Raw genomic sequence first — 25,839 nt, forward strand, 5'->3', positions numbered from 1 at the left:
TAACCTATAGGTTTTGTGACGATCATTAGAAATCCCTATGTAAAGATTGAAAAAAAACTACAAAAAATGCTTTGTGCGGAATCGAAAAGGGAGTAGAGTTAAACGCGTAGGGTACAGAGGTAAGATGTTCTATCTTTCAGACCTTTTACTTCACGTAATCGGATTTGGCTGAATATTTAGCCGCCCCAGTCAGAAATGACTGGGGCGTTTTTTATTGGGCGAAAGAAAGAAAAAACGCGGGCAGATGCCGCGTCTGGGGGTTATGCTTCGCTGCTGTTTTCGGTAACTGGTGGGATCGTGTTAAACCAGTTGTCGAGTTTTTCACGCAGTTTATCCACACCTATCTTTTTCAGTGAGGAAAATGCTTCAACCTGCACATCTCCATTAAAAGCAATAACCGCTTCACGTACCATTTTCACCTGCGCCTTACGTGCGCCGCTGGCCAGTTTATCGGCCTTGGTCAATAACACCAGAATCTGCACGTTACTCTCTACAGCCCACTGGATCATCTGCTGATCGAGGTCTTTAAGCGGGTGGCGAATGTCCATCAGCACCACCAGACCCTGCAGACACTGACGCTTTTCCAGATACTCGCCGAGCGCGCGCTGCCACTTAATTTTCATCTCTTCCGGCACTTCAGCATAGCCATAGCCGGGAAGGTCAACGAGACGCTTGCCATCTGCAACCTGAAACAGGTTAATGAGCTGGGTTCGTCCCGGCGTCTTCGAAGTACGCGCCAGGCTCTTCTGATTGGTCAGCGTATTAAGCGCGCTGGATTTACCTGCGTTGGAGCGGCCGGCAAATGCCACCTCAATGCCTGTGTCAGAGGGTAAGTGGCGAATATCAGGCGCACTGGTCACGAAGTGCGTCTGTTGATAGTTCCAGGTAGTCAAAATGGTCGTCTCCGTAATCTTTAGCTTGGGTGGATTATACCTGAACCCACGTAAAAGACTGTTTTTCTCGAAAGGGGGTCATTAACCATCCTTCCTGTAAGAGATTGGCTACAGATGACCGACGACTTTTCGGAGAAGTTGCAGGGTTGAAAAAAGGTAAATCAAAGTAAATCAATGATTTGATTTTATGGAATTATCTGAATTTATCTTTTTTGGCCCTATTGTTGCTTGTGCGTTTGGATTTTGCAGGTAAAGTAGTTGTCAGGGCGAGGAAGCCAACAGGATAGAGACTTAAGGATGAGGGGTCAGGAGCGCCAGGAGGCGAAGACCAGGATACTGTCAGGATGGCAGTCATAAGGAAAAAGGACCGCAACAGGGATTGTGACACGCTAAGGGAAAAACAGGGTAGGTTGTTAGCAAACAAGGAATGTCATACCCCATGAGGGTAGAGGGTCAGAAAAAAAGGCGACAGATTGCTCTGTCGCCTTTTTTCTTTGCTTGCTTTCTGCTAGATTCCGCCGCAATTCTATACTGAATAAAACCATCAAAGCTGAGCATCATGAAAAAACCTTCGACCACTCCACGCGGTAAAACGCACCGTAAAACACGTGAAGAACTGAATCAGGAATCACGTGATCGCAAGCGTGATAAAAAACATCGCGGCAATGCGCCGGGCAGTCGTGCGAGTGGGGCAAGCGAAAGTACGGGCTCCGGCAAACGTTCTCAGCAGAACGATCCACGCATTGGCAGCAAAAAAGCCATCCCACTGGGCGTAACAGAGGCGCCCGTTAAGACGCAAAAAAAACCCAAGAGCGAGAAACCTATGCTTTCACCGCAAGCTGAACTGGATTCGCTGGAAACTGATGAGCGCCTGGACGCGCTGCTGGAACGTTTAGAAGAGGGCGAAAGCCTGAGTGCCGAAGAACAAAGCTGGGTGAACGCCAGACTTGATCGTATTGATGAGCTGATGCAACAGCTGGGGCTCTCTTACGATGATGAAGACGACGAAGAGGAAGAAGGCCGGGAAGATATGATGCGTCTGCTGAAAGGCGGCCAGTAACGGCCACGCATGGGCTTACCCGTCCTGCTTATAACCCTTCCGGTTATATGTTATCTGGTGTGGTTATTCGTTAAACTACAGCGGTTGTCGCAGCGCAAGGTGTGGCTGCGCAACCGGCTTCTGACCCGACAAGCGGTCAGGCCGGGCCGCCGTAAACGACAGCGGCATCATCGGAAGGAGTGAGCATGTCTGAGCAATGTATTGACTGGGATCTGGCCCTCATCCAGAAATATAACTATTCCGGGCCGCGCTATACGTCCTACCCTACCGCGCTCGAGTTTTCTGCCGATTACGGTGAAGATGATTTTCGTGCTGCCGTTGCCCGCTATCCGGGTCGTCCGCTCTCGCTCTATGTGCACATCCCGTTCTGCCACAAGCTCTGCTACTTCTGTGGCTGTAATAAGATTGTCACCCGCCAGCAGCACAAAGCCGATCAGTATCTGGATGCGCTTGAGCAGGAAATTATTCATCGTGCACCTCTGTTTACCGACCGCAGAGTCAGCCAGTTGCACTGGGGGGGCGGTACACCCACCTATCTGGATAAAACGCAAATAAGCCGCCTGATGGGGCTGTTGCGCGGCCATTTCCATTTTGACGAGCAAGCGGAAATCTCAATTGAAGTTGACCCGCGCGAGATTGAACTCGACGTGCTTGATCACCTTCGCGCGGAGGGCTTCAATCGCCTGAGCATGGGGGTGCAGGACTTCAACAAAGAGGTTCAGCGTCTGGTCAACCGTGAGCAGGATGAAGACTTTATTTTTGCGCTGATCAACCGCGCGCGTGAGATTGGCTTCACCTCAACCAATATCGACCTGATTTACGGCCTGCCTAAGCAAACACCTGAAAGTTTCGCCTTTACCCTTAACCGGGTCGCGGAGCTCAACCCGGACCGTCTGAGCGTGTTTAACTATGCGCATCTGCCCACCCTGTTTGCCGCGCAGCGTAAAATCAAAGACGCCGATCTGCCCTCCCCGCAACAAAAGCTGGATATTCTGCAGCAGACCATTACCTCGCTGACTGATGCGGGTTATCAGTTCATTGGCATGGACCACTTTGCCCGTCCGGATGATGAACTGGCCGTGGCGCAGCGGGAAGGCCTGTTGCACCGTAATTTCCAGGGGTACACCACCCAGGGTGATTCGGATCTGCTGGGAATGGGCGTGTCGGCCATCAGCATGATTGGTGACAGCTACGCCCAGAACCAGAAAGAGTTAAAGGCGTATTACCAGCAGGTTGATGAAACCGGCAATGCACTATGGCGTGGTATTGCGCTGACACGCGATGACTGCATACGACGTGACGTCATCAAAGCGCTGATTTGCCACTTCCGCCTGGATTTTGCGGCGGTGGAAAACCAGTGGGATCTTACCTTTAACGATTACTTTGCTGACGATCTGAAGCTGCTTGCGCCGCTGGCAAAAGATGGGCTGGTGGCTATTAACGAGCAGGGGATCAGGGTTACCGCAAAGGGGCGATTGCTCATCCGCAATATCTGTATGTGCTTTGACGTCTATTTGCGTCAGAAAGCGCGCATGCAGCAGTTCTCTCGGGTGATTTAGGGGTTTATCAGGCCTACAGAACGTAGGCCCGGTAAGGTTAGCTAAAAAGTCCAAACAGCGCAGCGCAGAGTACTGCCGCTACGGCTGCTTGCGGTGTATGACCTACCGCAGCGCCGACTTCAACGCTGCCCGACACCATATTAATTAATGATTCCAGCATGATTCAGTTCCCCCGTGAACGGGCAAGATCATACTGAACTCATCGGAACAGTAAAGTGCAAGATTGCAGCAATTTGCGCTCACTATTCAATCTTTACAATATGGCGAGCCGTTACTCCATTCCCAGCTCTTTCAGCTTGCGAGTCAGCGTGTTACGTCCCCACCCCAGCAGACGAGCGGCTTCCTGTTTATGCCCTTGAGTATGACGAAGCGCGGTCGTGAGCAGGGTGCGCTCCATCTCTGGCTGCGCTTCAGAAAGCAGGTTTTGATGACCGGAACGCAGCGCACGATCGGCCCACTGTGCCAGCAGCGTTGCCCAGCTGTCGGGCAGTGATTGTGATGGGTTGTCCGGCACGGTGGTTTCAAACAGTTCTGCTGGTAAATCCTGAATCAATACTTCCTGGCCTGCGGCCATCACGGTCAGCCAGCGACAGGTATTTTCCAGCTGGCGAACGTTACCCTGCCAGGCGAGACGGGTCAGGGCGGCTTCCGTTTCCGGATGTAGCAGCTTCGCTTCGACACCCAGTTCGCGGGCGGCGACCTGCAGGAAGTGACGTGCCAGACGAGGGATATCTTCACGACGTTCGCGCAACGGCGGCAGATGGACGCGAATGACATTCAGGCGATGGAACAGATCCTCACGGAATTTTCCCTCCTGCACACGCAGTTCGAGGTTCTGATGGGTCGCGGCAATAATACGCACATCCACTTTCACCGGCGCGTAGCCACCCACACGATAAAACTGGCCGTCTGCCAGCACACGCAGCAGGCGCGTCTGTACATCCAGCGGCATATCCCCGATCTCATCCAGGAACAACGTCCCGCCATCTGCCTGCTCAAAACGGCCCTGGCGAATCGTATTCGCGCCGGTAAAGGCCCCTTTCTCGTGACCAAACAGCTCAGATTCAATCAAGTCTTTGGGAATGGCCGCCATATTCAGCGCAATAAATGGCGCTTTAACGCGTGGGCTGTGACGATGCAACGCATGAGCCACAAGCTCTTTACCGGTTCCGGATTCCCCGTTAATCAGCACGCTGATGGAGGAGCGTGACAGGCGTCCAATGATGCGAAACACATCCTGCATAGCGGGCGCTTCACCAATAATGTCGGTGGTTGGGCCGCTTACCTGCACGTTGCGTGGCTGTTGCTGCTCCTGATAGTGACTGATGGCACGCTCTACCAGCGCTACCGCTTCGTCAATATCGAAGGGTTTTGGCAGATAATCAAACGCCCCTTGTTGATAGGCGCTGACGGCGGCGTCCAGATCCGAATGGGCGGTCATTATGATGACCGGAAGCATGGGATGACGCTGTTTTATCTGCTTTAACAGGGCAAGACCGTCCATCCCCGGCATACGGATATCCGACAGCAGTACGTCCGGGGTTTTGGTGGTCAGCGCATCAAGCACGTCAGTTGCATTTTCAAAGGTCGTGCAGCTCAAGCCAGCACCGGTGAGCGCGCGTTCAAGCACCCAACGGATGGAGCTATCATCATCAACGATCCAGACTATCCCTCGTTGCATAAACACCTCTATTTCCGAATAGGCAGGAACACCGAAAACTCGGTATGGCCTGGCCAACTGGTGAATTCAATTTTGCCAGAGTGTTGATCGATCAAACTGCGAGCGATGGATAAACCCAGTCCGGTGCCGCCTTCACGCCCGCTGACCATCGGGTAGAACAGCGTATCCTGTAAATGTGAGGGAATGCCCGGGCCGTTATCTTCCACATCAATGCGCGCGGCCAGGCGATAACGTACACCGTGCAGCGTTAACTGGAAGGCGGTGCGCGTCCGCAGAATGATCTCGCCGCCTTCCGGGCCAAGGGCCTGTAAAGCGTTGCGGACGATATTCAGTAACACCTGTTCTATTTGATCGGGGTCGTGCGCCAGTTCCGGTAAGCTCGGATCATAATCACGTACCAGAGTGACATTATCCGGCAGCTCCATCGACACCAGTTTCACCACGCGCTCAGCAACTTTGTGAATACTTTCGGTAACGTGCATGCCGGGCTGCTGCGGTCCGAGCAGTCTGTCGACCAGGTTACGTAACCGATCAGCCTGTTCGATAATCACCTTGGTATATTCCGTCAGCGAGGGGTCAGGCAGTGCTTTTGCAAGCAGCTGCGCCGCGCCGCGTAAACCACCGAGCGGGTTTTTGATTTCATGCGCCAGGCCACGAACCAGATCGCGCGCCGCCACCTGCTGAGCATGCTGTAACTGCTCCTGGCTAAGGCGTCGCTGATTATCCATCGGAGCCATCTCCAGCAGGATGAGGCCTTCAGGTAAGCGTTGTGCCGTTAACGAAAGAATGTGTGAGCGACCATCAATCACCAGGGTCACTTCGTTGTCGGTAAAGCCCTGACCAGCATTAAGGCTCTCGCGCATTAAGACGATGTTCAGTGAAAAATAACTCAGCAGTTCCGGCAGCGGCGTGCCGAATAATTTACGCGAACTCTGCGCCAGTAGTTGTTGTGCGGCTGGGTTGGCGTAATGCACCGCCAGCTCATCATCAACCAGCAAGATGCTGTTGATTAAAGAATTGAGGATCTGCCCAGCATCGGGCAACGAGCCACTCGCCATTCAGCAGTCTCCCAAAAGGTTGCACTAATTTAGTGCATTATAGCTTTTAACCGCTGTTAAAAGCCCGATATCTCAGGGTGGGCGGAGAAAAAAGCCCATCCGAAGATGGGCTACAGATGACGAACAAACTCTGCTACCAGGTGGCAAAGTTTGTTATCAATCTCAAGCCTGCCAGGGCAGGCTAAAAGTTTCCACGGCAACGAAATATCCTGCGTCTTTCTCGCCCCTGCCGCGTCGGCCGCTTTCGCGCACCCCAGTCACATAGGTTGCTATGCTCCTGGGGATTCGCTCAGTGGCCATCTTGCCGGGACAAGAAAAACGTTGGCTATTATTACTAAGGTATTAAACGCTGTAGTACAGTTCGAACTCTACCGGGTGCGGCGTCATGCGCACGCGGTCGTTTTCTTCGGTACGCAGTGCGATGTATGCATCGATAGCGTCGTCAGTGAACACGCCGCCCGCCGTCAGGAATTCGCGGTCTTCATTCAGTGCGTTCAGTGCTTCTTCCAGAGAGCCTGCAACCTGTGGGATCTCTTTCGCTTCTTCCGGCGGCAGGTCATACAGGTTTTTGTCCATTGCTTCGCCCGGGTGGATTTTGTTCTTGATACCATCAAGGCCAGCCATCAGCAGGGCAGCAAAGCACAGGTACGGGTTAGCAGCCGGGTCCGGGAAGCGCACTTCGATGCGACGTGCTTTCGGAGAGGCAACAACCGGGATACGGATAGAAGCAGAACGGTTACGGGCAGAGTAAGCCAGCATAACAGGTGCTTCATAACCCGGGACCAGACGCTTGTAGGAGTTGGTGGTCGGGTTTGCCAGGGCGTTGATCGCTTTAGCGTGTTTGATAACACCGCCAATGTAGTACAGCGCCTGCTCAGACAGACCGGCATATTTGTCACCAGAGAAGAGGTTTACGCCGTTCTTGGACAGGGACATATGGCAGTGCATACCGGAGCCGTTATCGCCGAACATCGGTTTCGGCATGAAGGTTGCTGTTTTGCCGAAACGGTGCGCAACGTTGTGCACTACATATTTATAAATCTGAATTTCGTCCGCTTTCTTGGTCATGGTGTTAAAGCGGGTTGCGATTTCGTTCTGACCTGCCGTCGCCACTTCGTGGTGATGCGCTTCAACCACCAGACCCATCTCTTCCATGATCAAACACATGGTGGAACGGATGTCCTGTGAAGAATCGACTGGCGGAACCGGGAAGTAACCGCCTTTCACACCCGGACGGTGGCCTTTGTTGCCGCCTTCGTATTTGGTGGAGGAGTTCCAGGCACCTTCGATATCATCGATAGCAACGTGAGAACCGGAGATGGACGCGCCAAAACGGATGTCGTCAAACAGGAAGAACTCTGGCTCTGGTCCGAAGAGAACGGTATCAGCAAGGCCGGTAGAACGCAGATATTCTTCAGCACGTTTAGCGATAGAACGTGGGTCACGATCGTAGCCCTGCAGAGTACCAGGTTCCAGGATGTCACAGCGAATGATCAGGGTCGATTCTTCGTAGAACGGGTCAATGAGCGCGGTAGAGGCATCCGGCATCAGAACCATGTCGGATTCGTTGATGCCTTTCCAGCCGCCAATCGAGGAGCCGTCAAACATTTTGCCTTCTTCAAAGAATTCGGCATTAACCTGATGAGCAGGAATAGTGACGTGCTGTTCTTTACCTTTGGTATCGGTGAAGCGCAAATCAACAAATTTCACTTCATGCTCATTCAGCATCGTCAATACGTGTTCAGCGGACATACTTAAACTCTCCCGGATTTTTTCATTGTCGTCGTGGTAACGAGGTCTGCAGATACTGCGTCAATCTGGCGGTGTTGCCATAAATTTTATAAAGCGAAATCTATGCCAACTTTTAAATGTCACTAAAAAGGCGCTATTATGCGCACCATAGTGCAAAAGGGCTGCACCATGATGGTCACATTGCACCAATATAGTGCTTTTATGTGAACAACAAGCACCGTATTGGTGCAATTTTTGTTAAAGTAGCCCAATTCCGCTTCGTGAAAGTGATCACAAAGCATCCCTGCGATACTTGTTTGCGGGGGATGTTTGTGATCCTGTTTTGTAGTGCGATTAATCCGTGTACAATAACGCGCTATTTCTAAATGCCTGAGGCAAAGTTGTGATCGAAAATCTGCGTAATATCGCCATCATCGCGCACGTTGACCATGGTAAAACTACCCTGGTTGATAAGCTGCTGCAGCAATCTGGTACCTTCAGTAACGAACGTGCTGAAGCCACCGAACGCGTGATGGACTCCAATGACCTGGAGAAAGAGCGTGGGATTACCATCCTCGCTAAAAACACCGCTATCAAATGGAATGACTACCGTATCAACATCGTTGATACCCCGGGTCACGCCGACTTCGGTGGTGAAGTTGAACGTGTAATGTCCATGGTAGACTCCGTACTGCTGGTTGTTGACGCAATGGATGGCCCAATGCCGCAGACGCGCTTCGTAACCAAAAAGGCCTTTGCCCACGGTTTGAAGCCAATTGTTGTTATCAACAAAGTTGACCGTCCTGGCGCGCGTCCTGACTGGGTTGTCGATCAGGTATTTGACCTGTTCGTAAACCTGGATGCGACTGACGAGCAGCTCGATTTCCCTATCATCTATGCATCCGCACTGATGGGTATCGCGGGTAACGATCACACTGAGATGGCGGAAGACATGACCCCGCTGTACCAGGCGATTGTTGACCACGTACCGGCACCGAACGTTGACCTGGACGGCCCGTTCCAGATGCAGATCTCTCAGCTCGATTACAACAACTATGTTGGTGTTATCGGCATTGGTCGTATCAAGCGCGGTAAAGTGAAACCTAACCAGCAGATCACCCTGATCGACAGCGAAGGTAAAACACGTAACGGTAAAGTCGGTAAAGTACTGACTCACCTCGGCCTGGAACGTATTGAGTCCACCGAAGCCGAAGCGGGTGACATCATCGCCATTACCGGTCTTGGCGAACTGAACATCTCAGACACGCTCTGCGATCCGCAGAACGTAGAAGCGCTGCCAGCGCTGTCTGTCGATGAACCGACTGTAACCATGTTCTTTAACGTCAACACCTCTCCGTTCTGTGGTAAAGAAGGTAAATTCGTTACCTCTCGTCAGATCCTTGAGCGTCTGAACAAAGAACTGGTACACAACGTGGCACTGCGCGTTGAAGAAACCGAAGACTCTGACGCATTCCGCGTTTCGGGTCGTGGTGAGCTGCACCTGTCCGTGCTTATCGAAAACATGCGTCGTGAAGGCTTCGAACTGGCTGTGTCCCGTCCGAAAGTTATCAACCGTATGATCGATGGCCGCATGCAGGAGCCGTTCGAGAACGTCACGCTGGATATCGAAGAGCAGCATCAGGGTTCTGTGATGCAGGCGATGGGCGAACGTAAGGGCGATGTCAAAGACATGATCCCTGACGGCAAAGGTCGTATCCGTCTGGACTACCTGATCCCGGCTCGTGGCCTGATCGGCTTCCGTACCGAGTTCATGACCATGACCTCCGGTACCGGTCTGCTGTACTCCACCTTCAGCCACTATGACGACGTGCGTCCGGGCGAAATCGGCCAGCGTAACAACGGCGTGCTGATCTCCAACGGTCAGGGTAAAGCTGTTGCGTTTGCCCTGTTCAGCCTGCAGGACCGCGGTAAGCTGTTCCTGGGTCACGGTGCAGAAGTCTATGAAGGCCAGATCATCGGTATTCACAGCCGTTCTAACGACCTGACGGTAAACTGCCTGACCGGTAAGAAACTGACCAACATGCGTGCGTCTGGTACAGACGAAGCAACGGTTCTGGTTCCGCCGATCAAGATGACGCTGGAACAGGCACTGGAATTTATCGATGACGACGAACTGGTAGAAGTGACTCCTACCTCCGTGCGTATCCGTAAACGCCATCTGACTGAAAACGACCGTAAACGTGCGGGTCGTGGTGCGAAAGAAGCGTAATTAACGCTCCCTTTCGTAAAAAAGCCGGGCACTGTGTTGCCCGGCTTTTTTGTTTCAGAACGAATACCGTAAACCTAAACGAATACGGTACTGCTCGCTATTGTAAGCGTTCCAGCGGTCCAGCCATTGCAGTTCGAGGTAGGGCATCCAGTTTGGGGTTATTTTGTAGCTAAATTTATTGGTTATCTCCCAGTGATGATCTTTGCCATTCTTACTATGGTAATCGTTTATGCGCTGGAAATAGTGTGGCTCAAAAGTGTAGAAAAACGAATCAGTCAATCTGAAATTCCAGTAGCTGGCAAATTCATGAGTATCGTTTTTATCCATCTTGCCATTAAGGTCGACGGTGTCGTAATTGCTGTGGTTATAACGATAACGGAACGTAAGGTTAAACCAGGGGACGAATTTATAATTTGTATCGAAATAAACTGCTCCGCCTGAACCATCTCGATTATCGTTAATCAAGCCACCCGGCTGAAAGGTTAATTTATCAGTAGGCTTAAATAACGGATACCAGCCCTCAATTTCATTGTAACTGTGCTTTATTTCATCCCAGCGCCCAACATTATAGGCATTCGTCGCCATTAACCCTGCGCCCATGTCAAAGTTATAGCCTGCACGGAGAATGACTTCATGCAGGTCAGAGGCGGTGTTATATGCTTCGCGTGTTTCAACATAAGCGCCAGCAAAGGCGGTGCCAGGGAGGGTCAAAACAAGCAGGGCGGTCATTATTTTATTCATAGTTTTTCCAGGTATCAGATACAAAGGGGCCACCCCTCCTGCAGAGCAGGAAGGGAGAGGTACATTTTTTTATTTATAAAGTCACTGTTGACGCTTTATTTTCTGCGTTTACCTCTGTGGATATAGTTTGGTTGTTTTTCCGGTTGCTGATTTCCTCAATAATAAAAGCAAAACGCTGCTCATTTAGTTTATAAAAGAATCCCATCGTGAGGGCGGCAATAATAGCGAGCGAACAAGGCCAAAGGAATATGAGCTGACGTAACCCCAACAACGTAGCATCGCTTTGCGCAATGTTAGGAATGTAACCAATTTGCGTCAGCATTATGCCAGGTAAAAAACCCGCCAGCGCGGCGGAAATTTTTCGTGAAAAGGTATAGCCAGTATAAACAGAGCCTTCTGCACGAATTCCCGTTTTCCATTCGCCATAATCGACGGTGTCTGGCACCAGGGCCCAGTTCAGGCTATTCACAAAAGCGGTGCCAAAAAATGCCATGCATGAAAAACAAATAAATAACAGAGAGTTAGTGCCGAGGAAAAAATTAAGCACATCGCCTACTGCCCAGAGTGCCAGCCCGCCCAGGTAAACCTGTTTTTTGCCAAAGCGTTTTACTGCACCCGGCACCAAGAATACGCCCACCAGAATGCAGCCCATGCTGAAAAAACCCATCCACGACAGCAGATGAATATCGTTCAGCACATACTGGGTGTAATAGACCTGGATAGCCAGTTTGATATTGAATGCGGCCAGGGTACAGAGGTTGGCGATACACAATACCAGCAGGGGAGGATTACGGAAGATGGCGTAAAACGATTTCATAATCCCAGGCTTATGCCCTTCCGGAGAGAGTTCGACATAACGCTCTTTTACGCCGCTATAACACCACCACATGCAGAACAAACCGCAGGTAACAAAAAGCAGTGCAGCAATGAGGTAGCCGAGTGACGATCTGCCAACAAAGAGTGATTGCACCGGCATAAAGCCCACCGTACACAGCAGAAGCCCTATCGTCGCTCCTCCCTGCCGCCAGGCAGCAAGATGCGCGCGTTCCTGCGGGTTTTTGGTGATCGCAGGTACCATGGCGCCGTATGAGCAGTTCATCAGACTGTAGAACAGTCCAAACATCATGAACAGCACCGTGGCAAGGGCGGTTTTAACCGTCAGACTGAAATCGTTGGTCATAAACTGTGCCGTGGCAACCAGCGCCACCGGGACAGAAGCATAAAGAATGAAGGGGCGGAACTTGCCTGCGGGTCCAATTTTACGCCGAGAGTCGAGCAACACCCCGGTTAACATATCGGTAAAGGCGGTAAAGAATTTCGCCACAAGGAAGATGATGCCGCCATAGAACGCCGGCATCCCCAGCTCATCGGTATAAAACTTCAGTAAATAGAGTGTGCCGATGCATAGCATCAAATTGGAGCCAAAATCACCCATTCCATAGGCGAACTTCTCGCGCAGGCTTAGTTTCAGGGTTAACGGATCAGTGATGTGGTTCATAAGCGATCCTCGTAGCGCCCCGCAGGGCGCTAACTTGTTGACTTATCAGGCGGTGCGTTTACGCGTTTCAATCTCTGTAACGATACGTATGTACATTTTTTCGTTGAGATTGTAGAAACAGCCCATGGCGACGATCGTGGCAACCGCGAGCGCGCAGGGATAGATGAAGATCAGTTGCCGTAATCCTTCCACCGTTCTCTCCGACTGCACGACGTTTGGCACATAGCCTATCTGGGTCAGCATCCATCCCGGGAAGAAGCCTGCCAGCGCTTGCGACACTTTACGGAAGAAGGTAAATCCGGTGTAGACCGTACCTTCGGAACGAACGCCGGTGCGCCACTCGCCATATTCGACCGTGTCGGAGACCAGCGCCCAGTTGAGGCTGTTAACAAAAGCAGAGCCAAAGAACGCAAGGCAGGAGAAGGCCACGAAGCTGACTGAACCGCCGCCGAACATGTAGTTGAGCAGGTCGCCCGCAACCCAGGTCAGCAGGCCGCCAATATAGACTTTCTTCTTACCGAAACGACGCACCGCACCGGGCATCAAAAAGACGCCGATGAAGATACAGCCCATGCTGAAGAAGCCCATGTAAGAAAGTAAAATAGGGTCATTCAGAACGTATTGGGTGTAGTAAACCTGGATGGCGAGCTTGACGTTAAACGCCCCCAGCGTACAAAGGTTGGCGATACACAGAATAAACAGCGGACGGTTACCGGCAATGGCGCGAAATGACTTCAGCAGGCCCGGTTTTTGCGCCGGATTAGCGGGTTGAGTTTCAACGTAGCGCTCCTTCACGCCGTAGAAGCACCACCACATAAAGAACAGACCAAACAGTGAAAACAGCGTGGCGGCGAAGATGTAGCCCAGCTGTTGATTCCCCTCAATCAGGTTCATCACCGGCACAAAACCCACTGTACACAGCAGTAACCCGAGGGTCGCCCCTCCCTGACGCCATGCCGCCAGCGAGGCACGTTCATCCGGATTTTTGGTAATGGCAGGCACCATTGCACCGTATGAACAGTTCATCATGCTAAAAAACAGGCCGTAAAGCATAAACAGCACCGTGGCCATGACGGTTTTACCGGTGACTTCGAAGGGGGTGCCAACAAAGTTCGCGATCGCCAGGAGCGTGACCGGGAAGGCCGCATAAAGCACAAAGGGACGAAACTTTCCTTTGGGGCCAATGTTACGGCGGGAATCCAGCATGATGCCGGTACCCATGTCGGTAAACGCGGTAAAGAATTTGGCGATCAGAAAAATGATGCCGCCATAGGTACCCGGAAGTCCCAGCACATCGGTATAAAACTTCAGAAGATAAAGCGTACCGATATCCAACAGGATATTGGAACCCAGGTCACCTATCCCATAGGCGAGTTTTTCTTTGAATGGCAATCGTAGGGTCGCCGGATCGGCAGAGGTCTGACTCATTGTTATTCTCCTGATGCCCGCAGTTTTCCTGCGGGCGAGCCTGATTAGATGTTCTTCAATGTGGCAAACAGTGAGGCCCATTCGCTTTGTGCGCGGTAAAAGACCGGGGGTTTGCCGAGCGGTGCATCAACCGTGATATCGCCGCCGGTATACTGCTCACCTGTCCATGCGTTGATCCAGTTGTCTTCTGGCAGATAAAGCGACCAGTCACTGCGGCCTTGTTCATGCACGGGGGCCACCAGCAGATCGCGGCCAAACAGGTACTGATATTTCAGGCTGTAGGCGCGAGCATCTCCTTCGTAATGCAGGAACAGTGGACGCATTACCGGCAGGCCGGTGGCGGCGTTTTGCGCAACCGCTTGTTTGATATAGGGTTTAAGCGTGGTGAACACGGTGGTCATACGGGCAAAGTGGGCGATGGTTTCTGCATCACCATCAAATTGCCAGTTATCGCCGGGACGGTTGCCTTCATGGGTGCGCATCATCGGCGTAAAAGCACTGAAGTCGCACCAGCGCAGCAGTAACTCTTTGCTGCGTTTCATCTCGAACAGGGTGGTGTAACCGCCGATATCGCTATGGTGCAGACCATGACCGGTCATCGCCAGGGACAGAGCAGCAGGAACGACGGAAGCCAGACCATCATCCAGACTCCAGTCCACATTCTGGTCGCCTGCCCACATCATCACGGAGTATTTCTGGCTGCCTGTCGAGCCGGCGCGCATAAAGAAGAGTATTTCCCCCAGCTTGCCGGTCTCCTGCAACGCTTCGTAGTTACATTTCGCCCAAAGTGCAGGCCAGGCGTTATGCATGATTTCCGCGCTGACCCCGTTGTGCAGGTAGGTATCGGTCGGCAGGTATTCGCCGAAATCGGCCATCCAGCCGTTACAGCCGAGCTCAATCAGGTTCTGCTTAATGACATTTTTGAACCAGTCATAGGCCTGCGGGTTAGTCAGATCGACCACGCCACCGTAGAACTCCCCGAACTCAACCAGGTAATCTTCTCCGGCGGCATCTTTTGCCAGATAACCCTGTGCAGCTGCTTCAGCACACAGATCTTTATCGCTGGCGACATAGGGGTTGATATAGGAGAGGAACTGAATGCCTTCACGGTTCCACTGCTTAATCTGCGTATCAAGCTGCGGGTAAAGCTCGCTGTTCCATTTCCAGTTCCACATGACGCGCTTACCAAAGGAGGTCATGCGGATGCCCGACCAGTCCTGCGCCCAGATGCCGTTCACTTTCACACCACCGTTGCGCATGGTGTCCAGCTTCTGCTGGCATACCTGCGTACCGCCCTGAATGCCCAGTGTGACGCCGTCGTAGACCCAATCCGGAAGCTCAGGCTGGCGGCCCAGTAACGCCGTCAGTTTTTCCAGCAAGGCAATGTAGTTGTCTGCGTGTTCGAAGCGCAGGGTTGCATTATCTTCCCACAATGCCAGTTCGTGATAGTCCGGCGCGCTGAAGTCGAAATTCATGTAGCAGCTGTTATCGACGTGGCAGTAGTACTTTTGCGTACTGACAAAAGTGGGCTGAGGGAAGAAGGTCCAGTAATAGTCGCCGCCCGCGTTCTCTTTACAGTCAGCAAGCCAGGTCACATGGCTCTGTTTATTGCGGCCCACGCCCTGTTCACTGGTCCAGAGCGGGAAGGGTTTGCCGCGCAGATCGAAACAGGAGAACTGTTCACCGCAGCCGTAAATATGGTCGTCCGGGTTAGCTGCAAGGCGTAGCCAGATACGGTTGTGGCTGGTGGCGTCGTTTTTGAGTTTAAACTGCAGGCGGCCTTCAGCGTCAGTACCAATGTGCAGTGTGGCACTGATGGCGTCGCCACGGGTAAAGCGGACCACCCAGCCTGAATCCTGTTTAACCACGGTCGCACTGGTAAGAGCGATTTTTTCGTTCAGTTTATCTTTAATGCTGAAGTTACCGCGGAACATATCGATGTCGGCAACACCGGCACCGACCCACAGGCAGGGATTCTCTGTGGTGTGGCGTAAGATGAGACGCTCCTGCCAGCTCAGGGTAAAACCGTTATCGGTCGTTATCAGAGTAATATTGTGTAGGGTACTCATAGGATCTCCATTCGTATGCTGACAGCGTCTTACCCCGCCTGTGAAAGAACAGATGGCACAGAGCGGGTAAGAGAAGCGCCGTCAGGTGATTCACGGTGTCTTCTTTATTTGGGTGTGGTTATCTGGCCTGGCTATCCAGCAGCCCCGCCGCAACGGCCGGTGCCAGACCCGGTGCGAGAGGAAGACGCGGTATTACCAGGCAGTGCAGGAGATGGTAGATGTCCTGTTTGCCATCCCAGACTTTTGTCGTCACCTTGTTGTGAATATCCAGCTCCTGCCACCAGGATCCGTTTTCGTAATCCATCAGGTATGTAATGCAGTAGTCCCACCAGCGCTGATACCAGGCTTCGTATTGCGGATCGCCGGTGACGGTATAAAGCGCGTAGGCGGTACCCATAGCTTCCACAATGGGCCAGCGCACACGTTCCCGCACGATAGGGGTGCCATCCCAGTCCACGGAGTAGACAAAACCGTCTGCGCCATCTGGTGCCCAGGCGTCGCGGATAGTGGCGTGGAAAAGACCTTTTGCATCTTCCAGCAGCCATTCAGGTGGGGTTTCGAAGCGGGCTTCCAGCGCGGCGCGCAGGTGCAGCATCAGGCGGCCCCACTCGATCCAGTGGCCTGGTGTGCCGCCGTAGGCGCGAAAGCGATGCGCCGGGTTGTCTTTGTTGTAATCCCGCAGGGGGTTCCAGTTGGCATCAAAATGTTCGTTAACGCGATATTCACCCCGGCGAGCGACGTCATGAATAATGACTGAGGCAATTCGCAGCGCGCGATCCAGCCATTTGCGGTCGTGCGTCACGTCATAAACAATCAAAAATGCCTCAACGGCATGCATGTTGGCGTTACCGCCGCGGTAATCTTCCGTTTTGCTGAAGGCTTCATCCCAGGACTCAAGGCACATCTGTTCCTCTTCGCTCCAGAAATAGCGCTCAATTACCGCAATCGCCTCATCGAGGAGAGGGCGTGCTTCAGGGTGTCCGGTAGTGACGGCGCTTGCCGCGCCCAGCAGAACGAAGAAGTGCTGATAGCCCTGTTTTGATGCATCAATCACGCCTTCATCATTGACGCAGGCGTACCAGCCGCCATGTTTTTTATCCCGCAGTGGCCCGTTCAGGGCTTTGATGCCATGCTCAACGAGCGCCAGGGCGCCCGGGCGACCCATCGCTGCCGCAACCGCATAGACATGCAACATGCGGGCGGTGATCCAAAGATGGGTGCCCATGTCCTCTCTGACCTGACCGTTATTGCCTAACCAGCCAAAACCGGTGGGGACGGCCGCGTTTTTGCCGAAATCCAAAATTCGGTCTGTTTCCTGCTCCAGCCAGCGGTTGTGGCTGAGTGTGTTAAACCATTTCATCGTTCCGTTCTCCTCAGCGACGGGCCATCATTTCGTCAACGATTTCACCCAGCCGCTGCAGTTTGGGCACGGAGATATCGCGAAGCATCATTTCAGTGTCGGGCAGACCAACCACCGAGGACCAGACAGCACGCCCCGCCAGGAAGCCCGATGCACCTGCTTTCATGGCGATGCTCACGGCGCGAGGGAATAATTTTTCGTCAATACCCGATGAGAGGATGACCCAGGGCATGCTGATGTTGTCATTCAGCCGTTGTGACGCGTTCAGGAGAGCCTCTTGGCTCCCTTTGCCAAACAGCGGCATCTCGACTTTATAGAGATCGGCACCGCTATCCCCCAGCTCTTTGGCGGCATCAATAATGGCCTGTTCGCGATCGAATGTTGCGCCACGGCGGGGGGGACGTACGACTGGCTCGATGATGCTGACCAGGCCGTGGGTGTGGCATATCTGATTAAATTCTTTAACCATCTCAAGGCGTTGTTGAGGGTCTTCATCGCTGCGCCACAGCACCAGCAGCTTCAGTGCCTTGCCGCCGTCACGTTTCACTGCCTGGGGGTCGACGCTTTTGTCGATGATGACGCTATCAACAGGAATTCCATTACCAGGAATAAATTCATCCGCTGCCACAATCATTGCGCAGCTCTGGGCAACGGCGTTCTGCTCCACCACCTGGCGGTAGCAGAATTGCTGATCAACCAGAATAGCCGAGGCATAAGGGGAAAGGATTCTGGCGGCGTTTACTTTAAAGTCGGTGAGAACCTGATCGGTCACCGGCTGCGGTGCGCCTGCGGCGGCAAACATCAAACGCATGGCCTCACGCTGGTCAACGGCCAGCATGGAGAAACCGCCAGAAGGGCGGGTTATATCTTTCAGGGTGTAGTGCGTCATTGTTTTGTCCTTAGTTATTCATGAATGCTATTGAGTCAACCCGGCGCTGTTGCGCACCTGTTCCAGGATGGCGGTCCAGTCTTCGCGACCACGTCCGGCGGCGCGTGCCTGGTTGTAAACTTCGCGGGAGGCCGCGCCCAGTGGCATGGGGACATGCAGTTGGTTGGCGACATCCAGCGCGATGCCAAGATCTTTGTGAGCAAGGTCGATCATGAAGGCAGGGGAAAGATCGCCTTTGAGCACCTTATTCGGCCAGGAGGTGGTGAAATGGCCTTTTCCGGCGGGCGTACCGCTCATGACTTTCAGCGCCACGTCGAAGGAGAGGCCAAGTGCCTCACATAACACCGCCGCTTCGGCTGACAACGCATTCAGTGCGATACTCATGTAGTTGTTAATCAGCTTCACGCGAATACCCATGCCTGGACCACCCGCATTGACCAGCTCATTACCCATGGCCATTAAAATGGGGGCGGCGCGTTCTACTTGCTGCTCGGTGCCCCCGGCCAGTAACAACAGCGTGCCGGCAATAGCATGGTCGGATGTACGTCCTACGGGGGCATCCATCATGGCGAAACCTTTTTTACGCATGTCGTTGATAAGCGCGTCGGTTTGCAGGGGGTGGATGGTTGACATATCGATAACCAGGGCGTCAGGAGATAACCCTTCGCAGACGCCGTGTTCGCCAAACAATACCGTGCGCACCAGGTCACCATTCGGAAGCATGGTTATCACGAACTCAGCATCGGTAGCGGCTTGTGCGGGTGTCGAAGCCTGTTGAGCGCCCTTACTCACCAGATGTTGCACTGCGGCAGGATTTACGTCGTAGACCTTTAACTGATGACCCTTTTTAAGCAGATTGCTCGCCATTGGCGCGCCCATCTGCCCAAGTCCTATAAATGCAATGACCGGCATACCGTTCTCCTGTAAGTGAGTAGATGTCATATTTTGTCAATTATTGCGCACTTGTGGTGTCTGTTTTTGATCGTATTTGTAATTTATGGTTGAAAAATTGACAGCTGTCACTTTTTAAACATTTCGTGAAATTAAAATGATCCCATCTCAAATCAGTGAAGGAATGACCATGATTCGCGTTGCTTGTGTAGGCATTACCGTGATGGATCGCATCTATTACGTGGAGGGATTACCAACGGAAGGCGGTAAATATGTGGCGAAACGTTATACGGAAGTGGGCGGAGGTCCGGCGGCGACTGCCGCAGTAGCGGCAGCGAAACTCGGTGCGCAGGTAGACTTCATTGGCCGCGTCGGAGATGACGACACCGGAAACAGCCTGCTGGCGGAGCTGGAATCCCAGGGGGTCAATACACGCTATACCCGACGCTACGCGGGGGCGAAGTCGTCACAATCGGCGATCATGGTGGATGCAAAAGGGGAGCGAATCATTGTTAACTTCCCCAGCCCGGATTTGCTGGCGGATGCTGACTGGTTAACGGAGATCGATTTCTCGCAGTGGGATGTCGTACTGGCGGATGTACGCTGGCATGACGGAGCAAAACAGGCCTTTACCTTAGCGCGCCAGCAGGGGGTGATGACGGTACTGGATGGTGACGTTACGCCACAGGATATCAGCGAGCTGGTGGCGCTCTGCGATCATGCGGCTTTCTCTGAGCCGGGTCTGGCGCGTCTGACGGGGCTGAAAGAGACGAACGCGGCCCTGAAGCAAGCGCAAACGCTCACAAATGGACATGTCTACGTGACCCGCGGCCGCGAAGGTTGTGACTGGATAGAGCACGGCCACTTACAGCATCAGTCCGGATTTGCTGTCGACGTTGTCGATACCACCGGAGCCGGGGATGTTTTTCATGGCGCCCTGGCATTCAGCCTGGCATCCGGCACCACAATAACGGAAGCGGTAAGGTTTGCCAGTGGCGTGGCAGCGCTTAAATGCACACGACCAGGTGGGCGTGCCGGGATCCCCGACTGTGATCAAACCCGCTCTTTCTTGTCACTTTTTGTATAAAATGCGGGGCACGATGGTGTTAAGAGGGATACCCATGAGCCTTACCGAACTAACCGGTAATCCACGGCATGACCACCTGCTGGCACTGATTGCCGAGCGTGGCTATATGAATATTGACGAACTGGCGCAACTGTTGGATGTGTCTACTCAAACCGTTCGACGCGATATCCGTAAGTTAAGCGATCAGGGGTTGATCACCCGCCATCACGGGGGGGCAGGGCGCGCCTCCAGTGTCGTGAACACGGCATTTGAACAGCGCGAAGTCTCTTTGCTGGATGAGAAAAAAGCGATTGCTGAAGCCATTGCCGATTACATCCCTGACGGTTCGACGGTGTTTATTACCATCGGGACAACGGTCGAGCATGTCGCCAGAGCCCTGCTTAATCATCAGCACCTTCGTATCATTACTAATAGCTTACGTGTAGCGCATATCCTGTATAAAAATCCGCAGTTTGAAGTGATGGTCCCTGGTGGAACGCTACGCGCGCACAATGGCGGAATTATTGGTCCGGCGGCGGCGAGTTTTGTGCAGGGGTTCCGGGCTGATTATCTGGTGACCAGTATTGGGGCCATTGAACATGACGGTGCGCTGCTGGAGTTTGATGTCAACGAGGCTGCTGTCGCCAAAGCGATGATGGCCCATTCGCGGCAAATTTTACTGGCGGTCGATCATACTAAATTCCATGCCTCTGCAGCCGTGGAAATTGGTAATATCAGCCAGATTACCGCCCTGTTTAGTGACAAAACGCCGCCAACACCGATCAACCTGGTGCTGAGAAGCAACCAAATCGAAATGAATCTCATCGCGGTTGAACAGATCGCGTCTGAGATAAATGCTGGATAGTCAGCCAGACCACGGTCTTACCACACCATTACTTTTCCCTTCGCCTGCGTGAGTGGGCGAACTATTCAACCTCAGACTTTCCCGCTACAGTTAACTTTCCACGGCAAACAAGGAGAGGAAAATGCTCTATATCTTTGATTTGGGTAATGTGATCGTCGATATCGACTTCAACCGGGTGCTGGGTGCATGGAGTGATTTCAGCCGCGTGCCGTTGGCAACACTGAAGCAGAGCTTTACGATGGGCGAACCGTTTCACCGGCACGAACGCGGGGAGATCAGTGATGAAGATTTTGCCAAAGCGCTGTGTGAAGAGATGGCATTGCCGCTCAGCTATGAGCAGTTTTCCACGGGATGGCAGACTGTCTTCGTTTCGCTGCGAAAAGAGGTCATCACTATCATGCAGAAACTGCGTGAGCAGGGGCATCGCGTCGTCGTGCTTTCAAACACTAATCGCCTTCACACCACGTACTGGCCCGACCAGTACCCGGAAATCCGCGCCGCCGCAGACCACATCTATCTCTCTCAGGAGATGGGCATGCGTAAGCCAGAGGCAAGGATTTATCAGCAGGTGCTGGCGCGTGAAGGGTTCAGTGCCGCAGATACGGTTTTCTTTGATGACAATCCTGACAATATCGAAGGGGCTAACCAGCTGGGGATCACCAGCATACTGGTCGTCGATAAACAGACCGTGACGGACTATTTTGCGAAGCAGCTATGTTAAAACTTTTTCGTCATAAGGCGAAACACCATTCAGGGCCGATCCTGGCCTGGCTCAAACTCCTCTGGCAGCGTATTGATGAAGACCATATGACGACGCTGGCGGGGAACCTGGCCTATGTGTCTTTGTTGTCACTGGTACCGCTGGTGGCAGTCATCTTTGCGTTGTTTGCGGCATTTCCGATGTTCTCAGATGTCAGTATTCAGCTGCGACACTTTGTCTTTGCCAACTTTATCCCTACCACGGGCGATGTCATTCAGAACTACATCGAGCAGTTTGTGGCAAACTCCAGCAAGATGACGGCGGTGGGGGCATGTGGCCTGATTGTCACCTCCCTGTTGTTAATGTATTCCATTGACAGTGCGCTCAATGCTATCTGGCGCAGCACCCGCGTGCGCCCACGCGTCTACTCTTTCGCCGTTTACTGGATGATATTAACGCTGGGGCCACTGCTGGCCGGAGCAAGTCTGGCTATTAGCTCATATCTGCTGTCGCTACGTTGGGCAAGCGAGCTGAATAGTGTCATTGATGATGTGCTGCGCATCTTTCCCCTGATTTTATCCTGGCTCTCTTTTTGGTTGCTTTACAGCGTTGTACCAACCACCCGGGTACCCAATCGGGACGCTATTATTGGTGCTTTTGTCGCTGCGGTACTCTTTGAGGCGGGTAAAAAAGGGTTCGCGCTTTATATCACCACATTTCCTTCTTATCAGCTTATCTATGGCGTGCTGGCTGTTATCCCTATTCTGTTTCTTTGGGTCTACTGGACCTGGTGTATCGTCTTGCTTGGTGCGGAAATAACTGTCACTCTCGGAGAATACCGAAAACTAAAAACCGCAGCAGAACAAGAAGAAGCAGACCAACCATGATTGCATTGATTCAGCGCGTATCTCAGGCCAGCGTGTCCGTGGCGGGAGAAGTGACGGGTGAAATCGGCCCGGGACTTTTGGTGTTGTTAGGTGTCGAAAAGGAAGATGATGAGCAGAAAGCGAACCGTCTTTGCGAGCGCGTTCTGGGATATCGCATTTTCAGTGACGCTGACGGCAAGATGAACCTCAACGTTCAACAATCCAGTGGTAGTCTACTGGTCGTATCACAATTTACGCTGGCGGCGGATACGGAACGCGGCATGCGTCCGGGCTTCTCCAGGGGGGCAGCCCCGGAAAAAGCCGAAGCCCTGTATGACTATTTCGTGAGTCGTTGCCGCAGCCAACAAATTGAAACACAAACCGGACGATTCGCTGCCGATATGCAGGTTTCGCTGGTCAACGATGGCCCCGTAACGTTCTGGTTGCAGGTATGAGCCAGCTTGCGGTGTTGCCCCGGGTCACAAGAGAGAATACAGCCATGTATCACCTTCGCGTACCGCAAACAGAAGAAGAGCTAGAGCTTTACTACCAGTTCCGTTGGGAGATGCTCCGCAAGCCGCTGCATCAGCCAAAAGGTTCCGAACGTGATGCCTGGGATGCCATGGCCCATCATCAAATGGTTGTGGATGAAGAGGGTAAGCTGGTGGCCGTAGGCCGGCTTTACATCAACGCGGATAACGAGGCGTCTATCCGCTTTATGGCGGTCCATCCCTCAGTGCAGGACAAGGGGTTAGGGACGCTGATGGCGATGACCCTGGAATCCGTCGCCCGTCAGGAAGGCGTCAAGCGTGTGACCTGCAGCGCACGTGAAGATGCCGTGGAGTTCTTTGCCAAACTGGGGTTCGTCAACGAGGGTGAGATAACCGCGCCACAGACCACCCCGGTGCGTCACTTTTTGATGATTAAACCCGTTGCCACCCTGGATGACATATTGCACCGCGGGGACTGGTGCGGGCAGTTGCAGCAGGCATGGTATGAACATATTCCGCTGAGCGAAAAGATGGGTGTTCGTATCCAGCAGTATACCGGGCAAAAATTTATCACCACGATGCCGGAAGCGGGCAACCAGAATCCGCACCACACGCTCTTTGCCGGAAGTCTGTTTTCGCTGGCAACGCTCACGGGCTGGGGGCTTATCTGGTTAATGCTGCGGGAACGCCACCTTGGTGGAACGATTATCCTCGCGGATGCGCATATTCGTTACAGTAGTCCTATCACCGGAAAACCGAGCGCAATTGCCGATCTGGGCTCGTTAAGTGGCGATCTCGACAGGCTGGCACGCGGGCGCAAGGCGCGCGTGCAACTTCAGGTTGAACTGTTTGGCGATGATAAACAGGGCGCTGTGTTTGAAGCGGTTTACATCGTTCTTCCCGCCACACCCTTTGGGCCGCTTGAAGAAGGTGGCAACGAAGAGGAGTAATAAACGCGTCCGGCGAAAGCCGGACTCTGTTTCTCCAGCTTCTTTAAACTGCTATTCGCCATGCCACGTCCCGTACTGCGCCACGGGCCGCCTCGCTAATGCCCCCTAACTGGAAGAAGCCGTGTGTCACCCCGAGGTAGTGCTGACAGGTGCATGCCACGCCTTGCTCAATGAATCACTGATAAAGCGCTTCGCCTTCGTCACTCAGTGGATCAAATTCCGCGGTAATGATGTGGGTGGGAGGAAGACCGTGAAAATCATCTCGCCAGAGTGGACTGGCTTCCGGGTGCATAAAATCGGTGTCACCAAGGTACATCTCGTAGCCGCTCAGGAGCGAATCGCGTGTGATGATATAGTCCGCGCCATTACTGACATAACTTTCAAAATAAGCCGTTGCGTCCAGCATCGGGTATATCAGGATCAACTGCGCAGGCTGCCATGTGTGGGCTGCTTTTAAGCGAAGCGCTGTGACCAGGGCCAGATGCCCTCCTGCGCTGTCACCCGCCAGCGTGATTTTCTGGCGGTCGACGCCAAGCCCGGCGGCATGGTGCCAGATAATGTCTGCCCCTTTCTGTGCGTCATCATGTGCCGCCGGGAATTGTGCTCGGGTGCGAGACGGTACTGGAGTGCAATGACCCGGCAGCCGCTGTAAAAGGCGAGTTGGCGTAATTGTTTGTCATGGGTAGCAAACTCTCCGCTGACAAAGCACCCACCATGATAGTAAATCAGCGTCGGTAATGCGCCAGCCGCAGCAAGGGGAGAGTAGAGACGAAATGCCATCCCCTCCCGTTCGATATCCTTCACGTTTACTCGGATTTCTGTCTCGTCGGCTAACACCACGCTCGCAAGATAACCCGCCCTCCGATCGTCAATACTCTGCGCCCGCACTGAAGGCCGCCCGGCGGCGATAAACGCTTTTACCTGCTCTGCAATACCCTTTTCCAGCGCCATGTCTAATGTCTCTTTCTGTATGAATATACAGTGTTACACCCTGAAAAAGTGCAGAGGAAAACGGTGATTTTCAGTAGGGGGCAGGTTCTGGAAAGCGGCTCGCAAAAGATTATTCCTGACGTTGTACTAGTCACTTTTTCGGTTCTAAATTCTGGATTTGAATTTACAGGTATACGTCATTGACGTATGAAAATCGTTGTCAGACTCAGCCAATGGCGTAGAATCCATGCTATTTATAGAGACGGAAATCTTTACTGAGGATGTAAAAAAGCTGCTGAAAGAGGAAGAGTATCATCGTCTTCAGGTTTTTCTTGCTACGCAGCCTGACTACGGCGACCTGATTCCAGAAACAGGCGGTTTGAGAAAGATGCGCTGGGGATCTTCAGGGAAAGGAAAGCGAGGCGGTGTCCGGGTTATTTACTTTTATCAAGCCCGTCGTTTCGAAATCAGGTTGCTTCTACTCTATCAAAAAGGCGTTAAAGATAATCTCTCATCGCAGGAAAAAGAGATGCTGAGGCTACTGAATAAGAGGTGGTAAATGGATAAGGCACTGTTTGAACGATTAACCAAAAGCATGGAACAAATGAATGAAATTGTTGACGGGAATCGACAGCCTTCCCGCACTTTTCATATTGATGCGATGAAGATTAAAGAAATCCGGCAGGTGTCGGGGTTATCGCAGACTAAATTTGCGAATCTCATTTCTGTAAGCGTAGATACTTTACGCAACTGGGAACAGGGCCGCCGTTCACCTACCGGGCCAGCAAAGGCTTTATTACGAGCCATTGCTAATGATCCTCAGCATGTCATTCCTGCATTGGCACAGTAGAGCGCCCGGGAGAACTCAGATCTGCCGGGCTTT

General features: G+C 52.7%; 24 protein-coding genes and 1 pseudogene. 12 read left to right on the forward strand and 13 right to left on the reverse strand.

What is annotated here, in order from left to right; all coding sequences use genetic code 11:
• The first annotated feature begins 124 nt into the window (after positions 1 to 124).
• Positions 125 to 172 carry a spot 42 RNA, inhibition of DNA synthesis gene (locus tag M1D91_RS00135; protein ID WP_071892919.1) on the forward strand — a complete coding sequence of 16 codons (48 nt, stop codon included), beginning with the start codon at positions 125 to 127 and terminating at the stop codon, positions 170 to 172.
• An 88-nt stretch (positions 173 to 260) separates the two neighbouring features.
• Here M1D91_RS00135 and yihA read toward each other — a convergent pair whose 3' ends face one another.
• Complete coding sequence (gene yihA / locus M1D91_RS00140) at positions 261 to 893, reverse strand: ribosome biogenesis GTP-binding protein YihA/YsxC (RefSeq protein ID WP_437432188.1); 633 nt, start codon at positions 891 to 893, stop codon at positions 261 to 263.
• Positions 894 to 1,452: 559 nt separating this feature from the next.
• On the opposite strand from yihA, the gene yihI reads away from it, so the two are divergent.
• Together yihI and hemN are read left to right on the forward strand one after the other, a co-directional pair.
• Positions 1,453 to 1,953, forward strand: a complete 501-nt coding sequence (gene yihI, locus M1D91_RS00145; RefSeq protein WP_437432189.1) for a Der GTPase-activating protein YihI — start codon at positions 1,453 to 1,455, stop codon at positions 1,951 to 1,953.
• 185 nt (positions 1,954 to 2,138) lie between these two features.
• On the forward strand, positions 2,139 to 3,512 hold the full coding sequence (gene hemN / locus M1D91_RS00150; RefSeq protein WP_437432190.1) for an oxygen-independent coproporphyrinogen III oxidase: 1,374 nt from the start codon (positions 2,139 to 2,141) through the stop codon (positions 3,510 to 3,512).
• 37 nt (positions 3,513 to 3,549) lie between these two features.
• On the opposite strand, the gene M1D91_RS00155 is transcribed toward hemN, so the two are convergent.
• The 4 genes from M1D91_RS00155 to glnA all read right to left on the reverse strand — a co-directional run bounded on the left by M1D91_RS00155 (position 3,550) and on the right by glnA (position 8,003).
• Positions 3,550 to 3,672: a YshB family small membrane protein gene (locus tag M1D91_RS00155; protein WP_437432191.1), complete on the reverse strand. Its 123-nt coding sequence runs from the start codon at positions 3,670 to 3,672 to the stop codon at positions 3,550 to 3,552.
• Between the two features lie 111 nt (positions 3,673 to 3,783).
• Positions 3,784 to 5,193: a nitrogen regulation protein NR(I) gene (gene glnG, locus M1D91_RS00160; protein WP_437432192.1), complete on the reverse strand. Its 1,410-nt coding sequence runs from the start codon at positions 5,191 to 5,193 to the stop codon at positions 3,784 to 3,786.
• An 8-nt stretch (positions 5,194 to 5,201) separates the two neighbouring features.
• Complete coding sequence (gene glnL, locus M1D91_RS00165) at positions 5,202 to 6,251, reverse strand: nitrogen regulation protein NR(II) (protein WP_437432193.1); 1,050 nt, start codon at positions 6,249 to 6,251, stop codon at positions 5,202 to 5,204.
• Positions 6,252 to 6,593: 342 nt separating this feature from the next.
• Positions 6,594 to 8,003 carry a glutamate--ammonia ligase gene (gene glnA / locus M1D91_RS00170; protein WP_437432194.1) on the reverse strand — a complete coding sequence of 470 codons (1,410 nt, stop codon included), beginning with the start codon at positions 8,001 to 8,003 and terminating at the stop codon, positions 6,594 to 6,596.
• 382 nt (positions 8,004 to 8,385) lie between these two features.
• Between glnA and typA the strand changes: the two genes are divergently transcribed.
• Entirely contained in the window at positions 8,386 to 10,212 is a 1,827-nt protein-coding gene (gene typA / locus M1D91_RS00175; RefSeq protein WP_437432195.1) for a ribosome-dependent GTPase TypA, read from the forward strand.
• 54 nt (positions 10,213 to 10,266) lie between these two features.
• On the opposite strand, the gene ompL is transcribed toward typA, so the two are convergent.
• From ompL to yihU, 7 genes are all read right to left on the reverse strand, one after another.
• Entirely contained in the window at positions 10,267 to 10,953 is a 687-nt protein-coding gene (ompL, locus tag M1D91_RS00180; RefSeq protein WP_437432196.1) for a porin OmpL, read from the reverse strand.
• A gap of 73 nt (positions 10,954 to 11,026) precedes the next feature.
• Complete coding sequence (locus M1D91_RS00185) at positions 11,027 to 12,451, reverse strand: MFS transporter (RefSeq protein ID WP_437432197.1); 1,425 nt, start codon at positions 12,449 to 12,451, stop codon at positions 11,027 to 11,029.
• A 45-nt stretch (positions 12,452 to 12,496) separates the two neighbouring features.
• On the reverse strand, positions 12,497 to 13,879 hold the full coding sequence (locus tag M1D91_RS00190) for an MFS transporter (protein ID WP_437432198.1): 1,383 nt from the start codon (positions 13,877 to 13,879) through the stop codon (positions 12,497 to 12,499).
• A 44-nt stretch (positions 13,880 to 13,923) separates the two neighbouring features.
• Positions 13,924 to 15,948: an alpha-glucosidase gene (locus M1D91_RS00195; RefSeq protein ID WP_437432199.1), complete on the reverse strand. Its 2,025-nt coding sequence runs from the start codon at positions 15,946 to 15,948 to the stop codon at positions 13,924 to 13,926.
• 118 nt (positions 15,949 to 16,066) lie between these two features.
• Positions 16,067 to 17,308 (reverse strand): sulfoquinovose isomerase, encoded by a 1,242-nt coding sequence (gene yihS / locus M1D91_RS00200; protein WP_437432200.1) that lies wholly within the window; start codon positions 17,306 to 17,308, stop codon positions 16,067 to 16,069.
• A gap of 13 nt (positions 17,309 to 17,321) precedes the next feature.
• Positions 17,322 to 18,197 carry a sulfofructosephosphate aldolase gene (gene yihT, locus M1D91_RS00205; RefSeq protein WP_437432201.1) on the reverse strand — a complete coding sequence of 292 codons (876 nt, stop codon included), beginning with the start codon at positions 18,195 to 18,197 and terminating at the stop codon, positions 17,322 to 17,324.
• Positions 18,198 to 18,224: 27 nt separating this feature from the next.
• Entirely contained in the window at positions 18,225 to 19,109 is an 885-nt protein-coding gene (gene yihU / locus M1D91_RS00210) for a sulfolactaldehyde 3-reductase (protein ID WP_437432202.1), read from the reverse strand.
• Between the two features lie 169 nt (positions 19,110 to 19,278).
• On the opposite strand from yihU, the gene M1D91_RS00215 reads away from it, so the two are divergent.
• From M1D91_RS00215 to fabY, 6 genes are all read left to right on the forward strand, one after another.
• Positions 19,279 to 20,175 carry a sugar kinase gene (locus M1D91_RS00215; RefSeq protein ID WP_437432203.1) on the forward strand — a complete coding sequence of 299 codons (897 nt, stop codon included), beginning with the start codon at positions 19,279 to 19,281 and terminating at the stop codon, positions 20,173 to 20,175.
• Positions 20,176 to 20,209: 34 nt separating this feature from the next.
• A complete protein-coding gene (locus M1D91_RS00220; RefSeq protein ID WP_437432204.1) occupies positions 20,210 to 21,019 on the forward strand; it encodes a DeoR/GlpR family DNA-binding transcription regulator in 810 nt (269 codons plus the stop codon).
• A 121-nt stretch (positions 21,020 to 21,140) separates the two neighbouring features.
• Positions 21,141 to 21,740, forward strand: coding sequence for a glucose-1-phosphatase (gene yihX / locus M1D91_RS00225; RefSeq protein WP_437432205.1), 600 nt, complete (start codon positions 21,141 to 21,143; stop codon positions 21,738 to 21,740).
• Positions 21,734 to 22,606: a virulence factor BrkB family protein gene (locus M1D91_RS00230; protein ID WP_437432206.1), complete on the forward strand. Its 873-nt coding sequence runs from the start codon at positions 21,734 to 21,736 to the stop codon at positions 22,604 to 22,606. Before yihX ends, M1D91_RS00230 begins: the two co-directional genes overlap by 7 nt.
• The gene (gene dtd, locus M1D91_RS00235) at positions 22,603 to 23,040 is read left to right on the forward strand and encodes a D-aminoacyl-tRNA deacylase (RefSeq protein ID WP_437432207.1); all 438 of its coding nucleotides are present in this window, start codon (positions 22,603 to 22,605) and stop codon (positions 23,038 to 23,040) included. The genes M1D91_RS00230 and dtd overlap by 4 nt, the downstream gene beginning before the upstream one ends.
• Before the next feature lie 44 nt (positions 23,041 to 23,084).
• Positions 23,085 to 24,026 carry a fatty acid biosynthesis protein FabY gene (fabY, locus tag M1D91_RS00240; protein WP_437432288.1) on the forward strand — a complete coding sequence of 314 codons (942 nt, stop codon included), beginning with the start codon at positions 23,085 to 23,087 and terminating at the stop codon, positions 24,024 to 24,026.
• A gap of 43 nt (positions 24,027 to 24,069) precedes the next feature.
• On the opposite strand, the pseudogene M1D91_RS00245 reads toward fabY, so the two are convergent.
• Positions 24,070 to 24,977: pseudogene (locus M1D91_RS00245) on the reverse strand (alpha/beta hydrolase).
• 226 nt (positions 24,978 to 25,203) lie between these two features.
• Between M1D91_RS00245 and M1D91_RS00250 the strand changes: the two are divergent.
• Both M1D91_RS00250 and nadS read left to right on the forward strand, forming a co-directional pair.
• Complete coding sequence (locus M1D91_RS00250; RefSeq protein ID WP_437432208.1) at positions 25,204 to 25,515, forward strand: type II toxin-antitoxin system RelE/ParE family toxin; 312 nt, start codon at positions 25,204 to 25,206, stop codon at positions 25,513 to 25,515.
• Complete coding sequence (gene nadS / locus M1D91_RS00255) at positions 25,516 to 25,806, forward strand: NadS family protein (RefSeq protein ID WP_437432209.1); 291 nt, start codon at positions 25,516 to 25,518, stop codon at positions 25,804 to 25,806.
• Positions 25,807 to 25,839 lie beyond the last annotated feature (33 nt).

The sequence above is a fragment of the Enterobacter sp. SA197 genome (assembly GCF_054131575.1).

Excerpts from the sequence above, each read along its gene's own strand:
- yihU (WP_437432202.1), bottom strand. The coding sequence starts at position 19,109 with ATGCCGGTCATTGCATTTATAGGACTTGGGCAGATGGGCGCGCCAATG.
- M1D91_RS00185 (WP_437432197.1), bottom strand. The coding sequence starts at position 12,451 with ATGAACCACATCACTGATCCGTTAACCCTGAAACTAAGCCTGCGCGAG.
- ompL (WP_437432196.1), bottom strand. The coding sequence starts at position 10,953 with ATGAATAAAATAATGACCGCCCTGCTTGTTTTGACCCTCCCTGGCACC.
- M1D91_RS00230 (WP_437432206.1), top strand. The coding sequence starts at position 21,734 with ATGTTAAAACTTTTTCGTCATAAGGCGAAACACCATTCAGGGCCGATC.
- fabY (WP_437432288.1), top strand. The coding sequence starts at position 23,085 with ATGTATCACCTTCGCGTACCGCAAACAGAAGAAGAGCTAGAGCTTTAC.
- M1D91_RS00190 (WP_437432198.1), bottom strand. The coding sequence starts at position 13,879 with ATGAGTCAGACCTCTGCCGATCCGGCGACCCTACGATTGCCATTCAAA.
- M1D91_RS00155 (WP_437432191.1), bottom strand. The coding sequence starts at position 3,672 with ATGCTGGAATCATTAATTAATATGGTGTCGGGCAGCGTTGAAGTCGGC.
- glnG (WP_437432192.1), bottom strand. The coding sequence starts at position 5,193 with ATGCAACGAGGGATAGTCTGGATCGTTGATGATGATAGCTCCATCCGT.
- glnA (WP_437432194.1), bottom strand. The coding sequence starts at position 8,003 with ATGTCCGCTGAACACGTATTGACGATGCTGAATGAGCATGAAGTGAAA.
- yihX (WP_437432205.1), top strand. The coding sequence starts at position 21,141 with ATGCTCTATATCTTTGATTTGGGTAATGTGATCGTCGATATCGACTTC.
- glnL (WP_437432193.1), bottom strand. The coding sequence starts at position 6,251 with ATGGCGAGTGGCTCGTTGCCCGATGCTGGGCAGATCCTCAATTCTTTA.
- M1D91_RS00220 (WP_437432204.1), top strand. The coding sequence starts at position 20,210 with ATGAGCCTTACCGAACTAACCGGTAATCCACGGCATGACCACCTGCTG.
- nadS (WP_437432209.1), top strand. The coding sequence starts at position 25,516 with ATGGATAAGGCACTGTTTGAACGATTAACCAAAAGCATGGAACAAATG.
- M1D91_RS00215 (WP_437432203.1), top strand. The coding sequence starts at position 19,279 with ATGATTCGCGTTGCTTGTGTAGGCATTACCGTGATGGATCGCATCTAT.
- dtd (WP_437432207.1), top strand. The coding sequence starts at position 22,603 with ATGATTGCATTGATTCAGCGCGTATCTCAGGCCAGCGTGTCCGTGGCG.
- M1D91_RS00195 (WP_437432199.1), bottom strand. The coding sequence starts at position 15,948 with ATGAGTACCCTACACAATATTACTCTGATAACGACCGATAACGGTTTT.
- yihT (WP_437432201.1), bottom strand. The coding sequence starts at position 18,197 with ATGACGCACTACACCCTGAAAGATATAACCCGCCCTTCTGGCGGTTTC.
- M1D91_RS00250 (WP_437432208.1), top strand. The coding sequence starts at position 25,204 with ATGCTATTTATAGAGACGGAAATCTTTACTGAGGATGTAAAAAAGCTG.
- hemN (WP_437432190.1), top strand. The coding sequence starts at position 2,139 with ATGTCTGAGCAATGTATTGACTGGGATCTGGCCCTCATCCAGAAATAT.
- yihS (WP_437432200.1), bottom strand. The coding sequence starts at position 17,308 with ATGAAATGGTTTAACACACTCAGCCACAACCGCTGGCTGGAGCAGGAA.
- yihI (WP_437432189.1), top strand. The coding sequence starts at position 1,453 with ATGAAAAAACCTTCGACCACTCCACGCGGTAAAACGCACCGTAAAACA.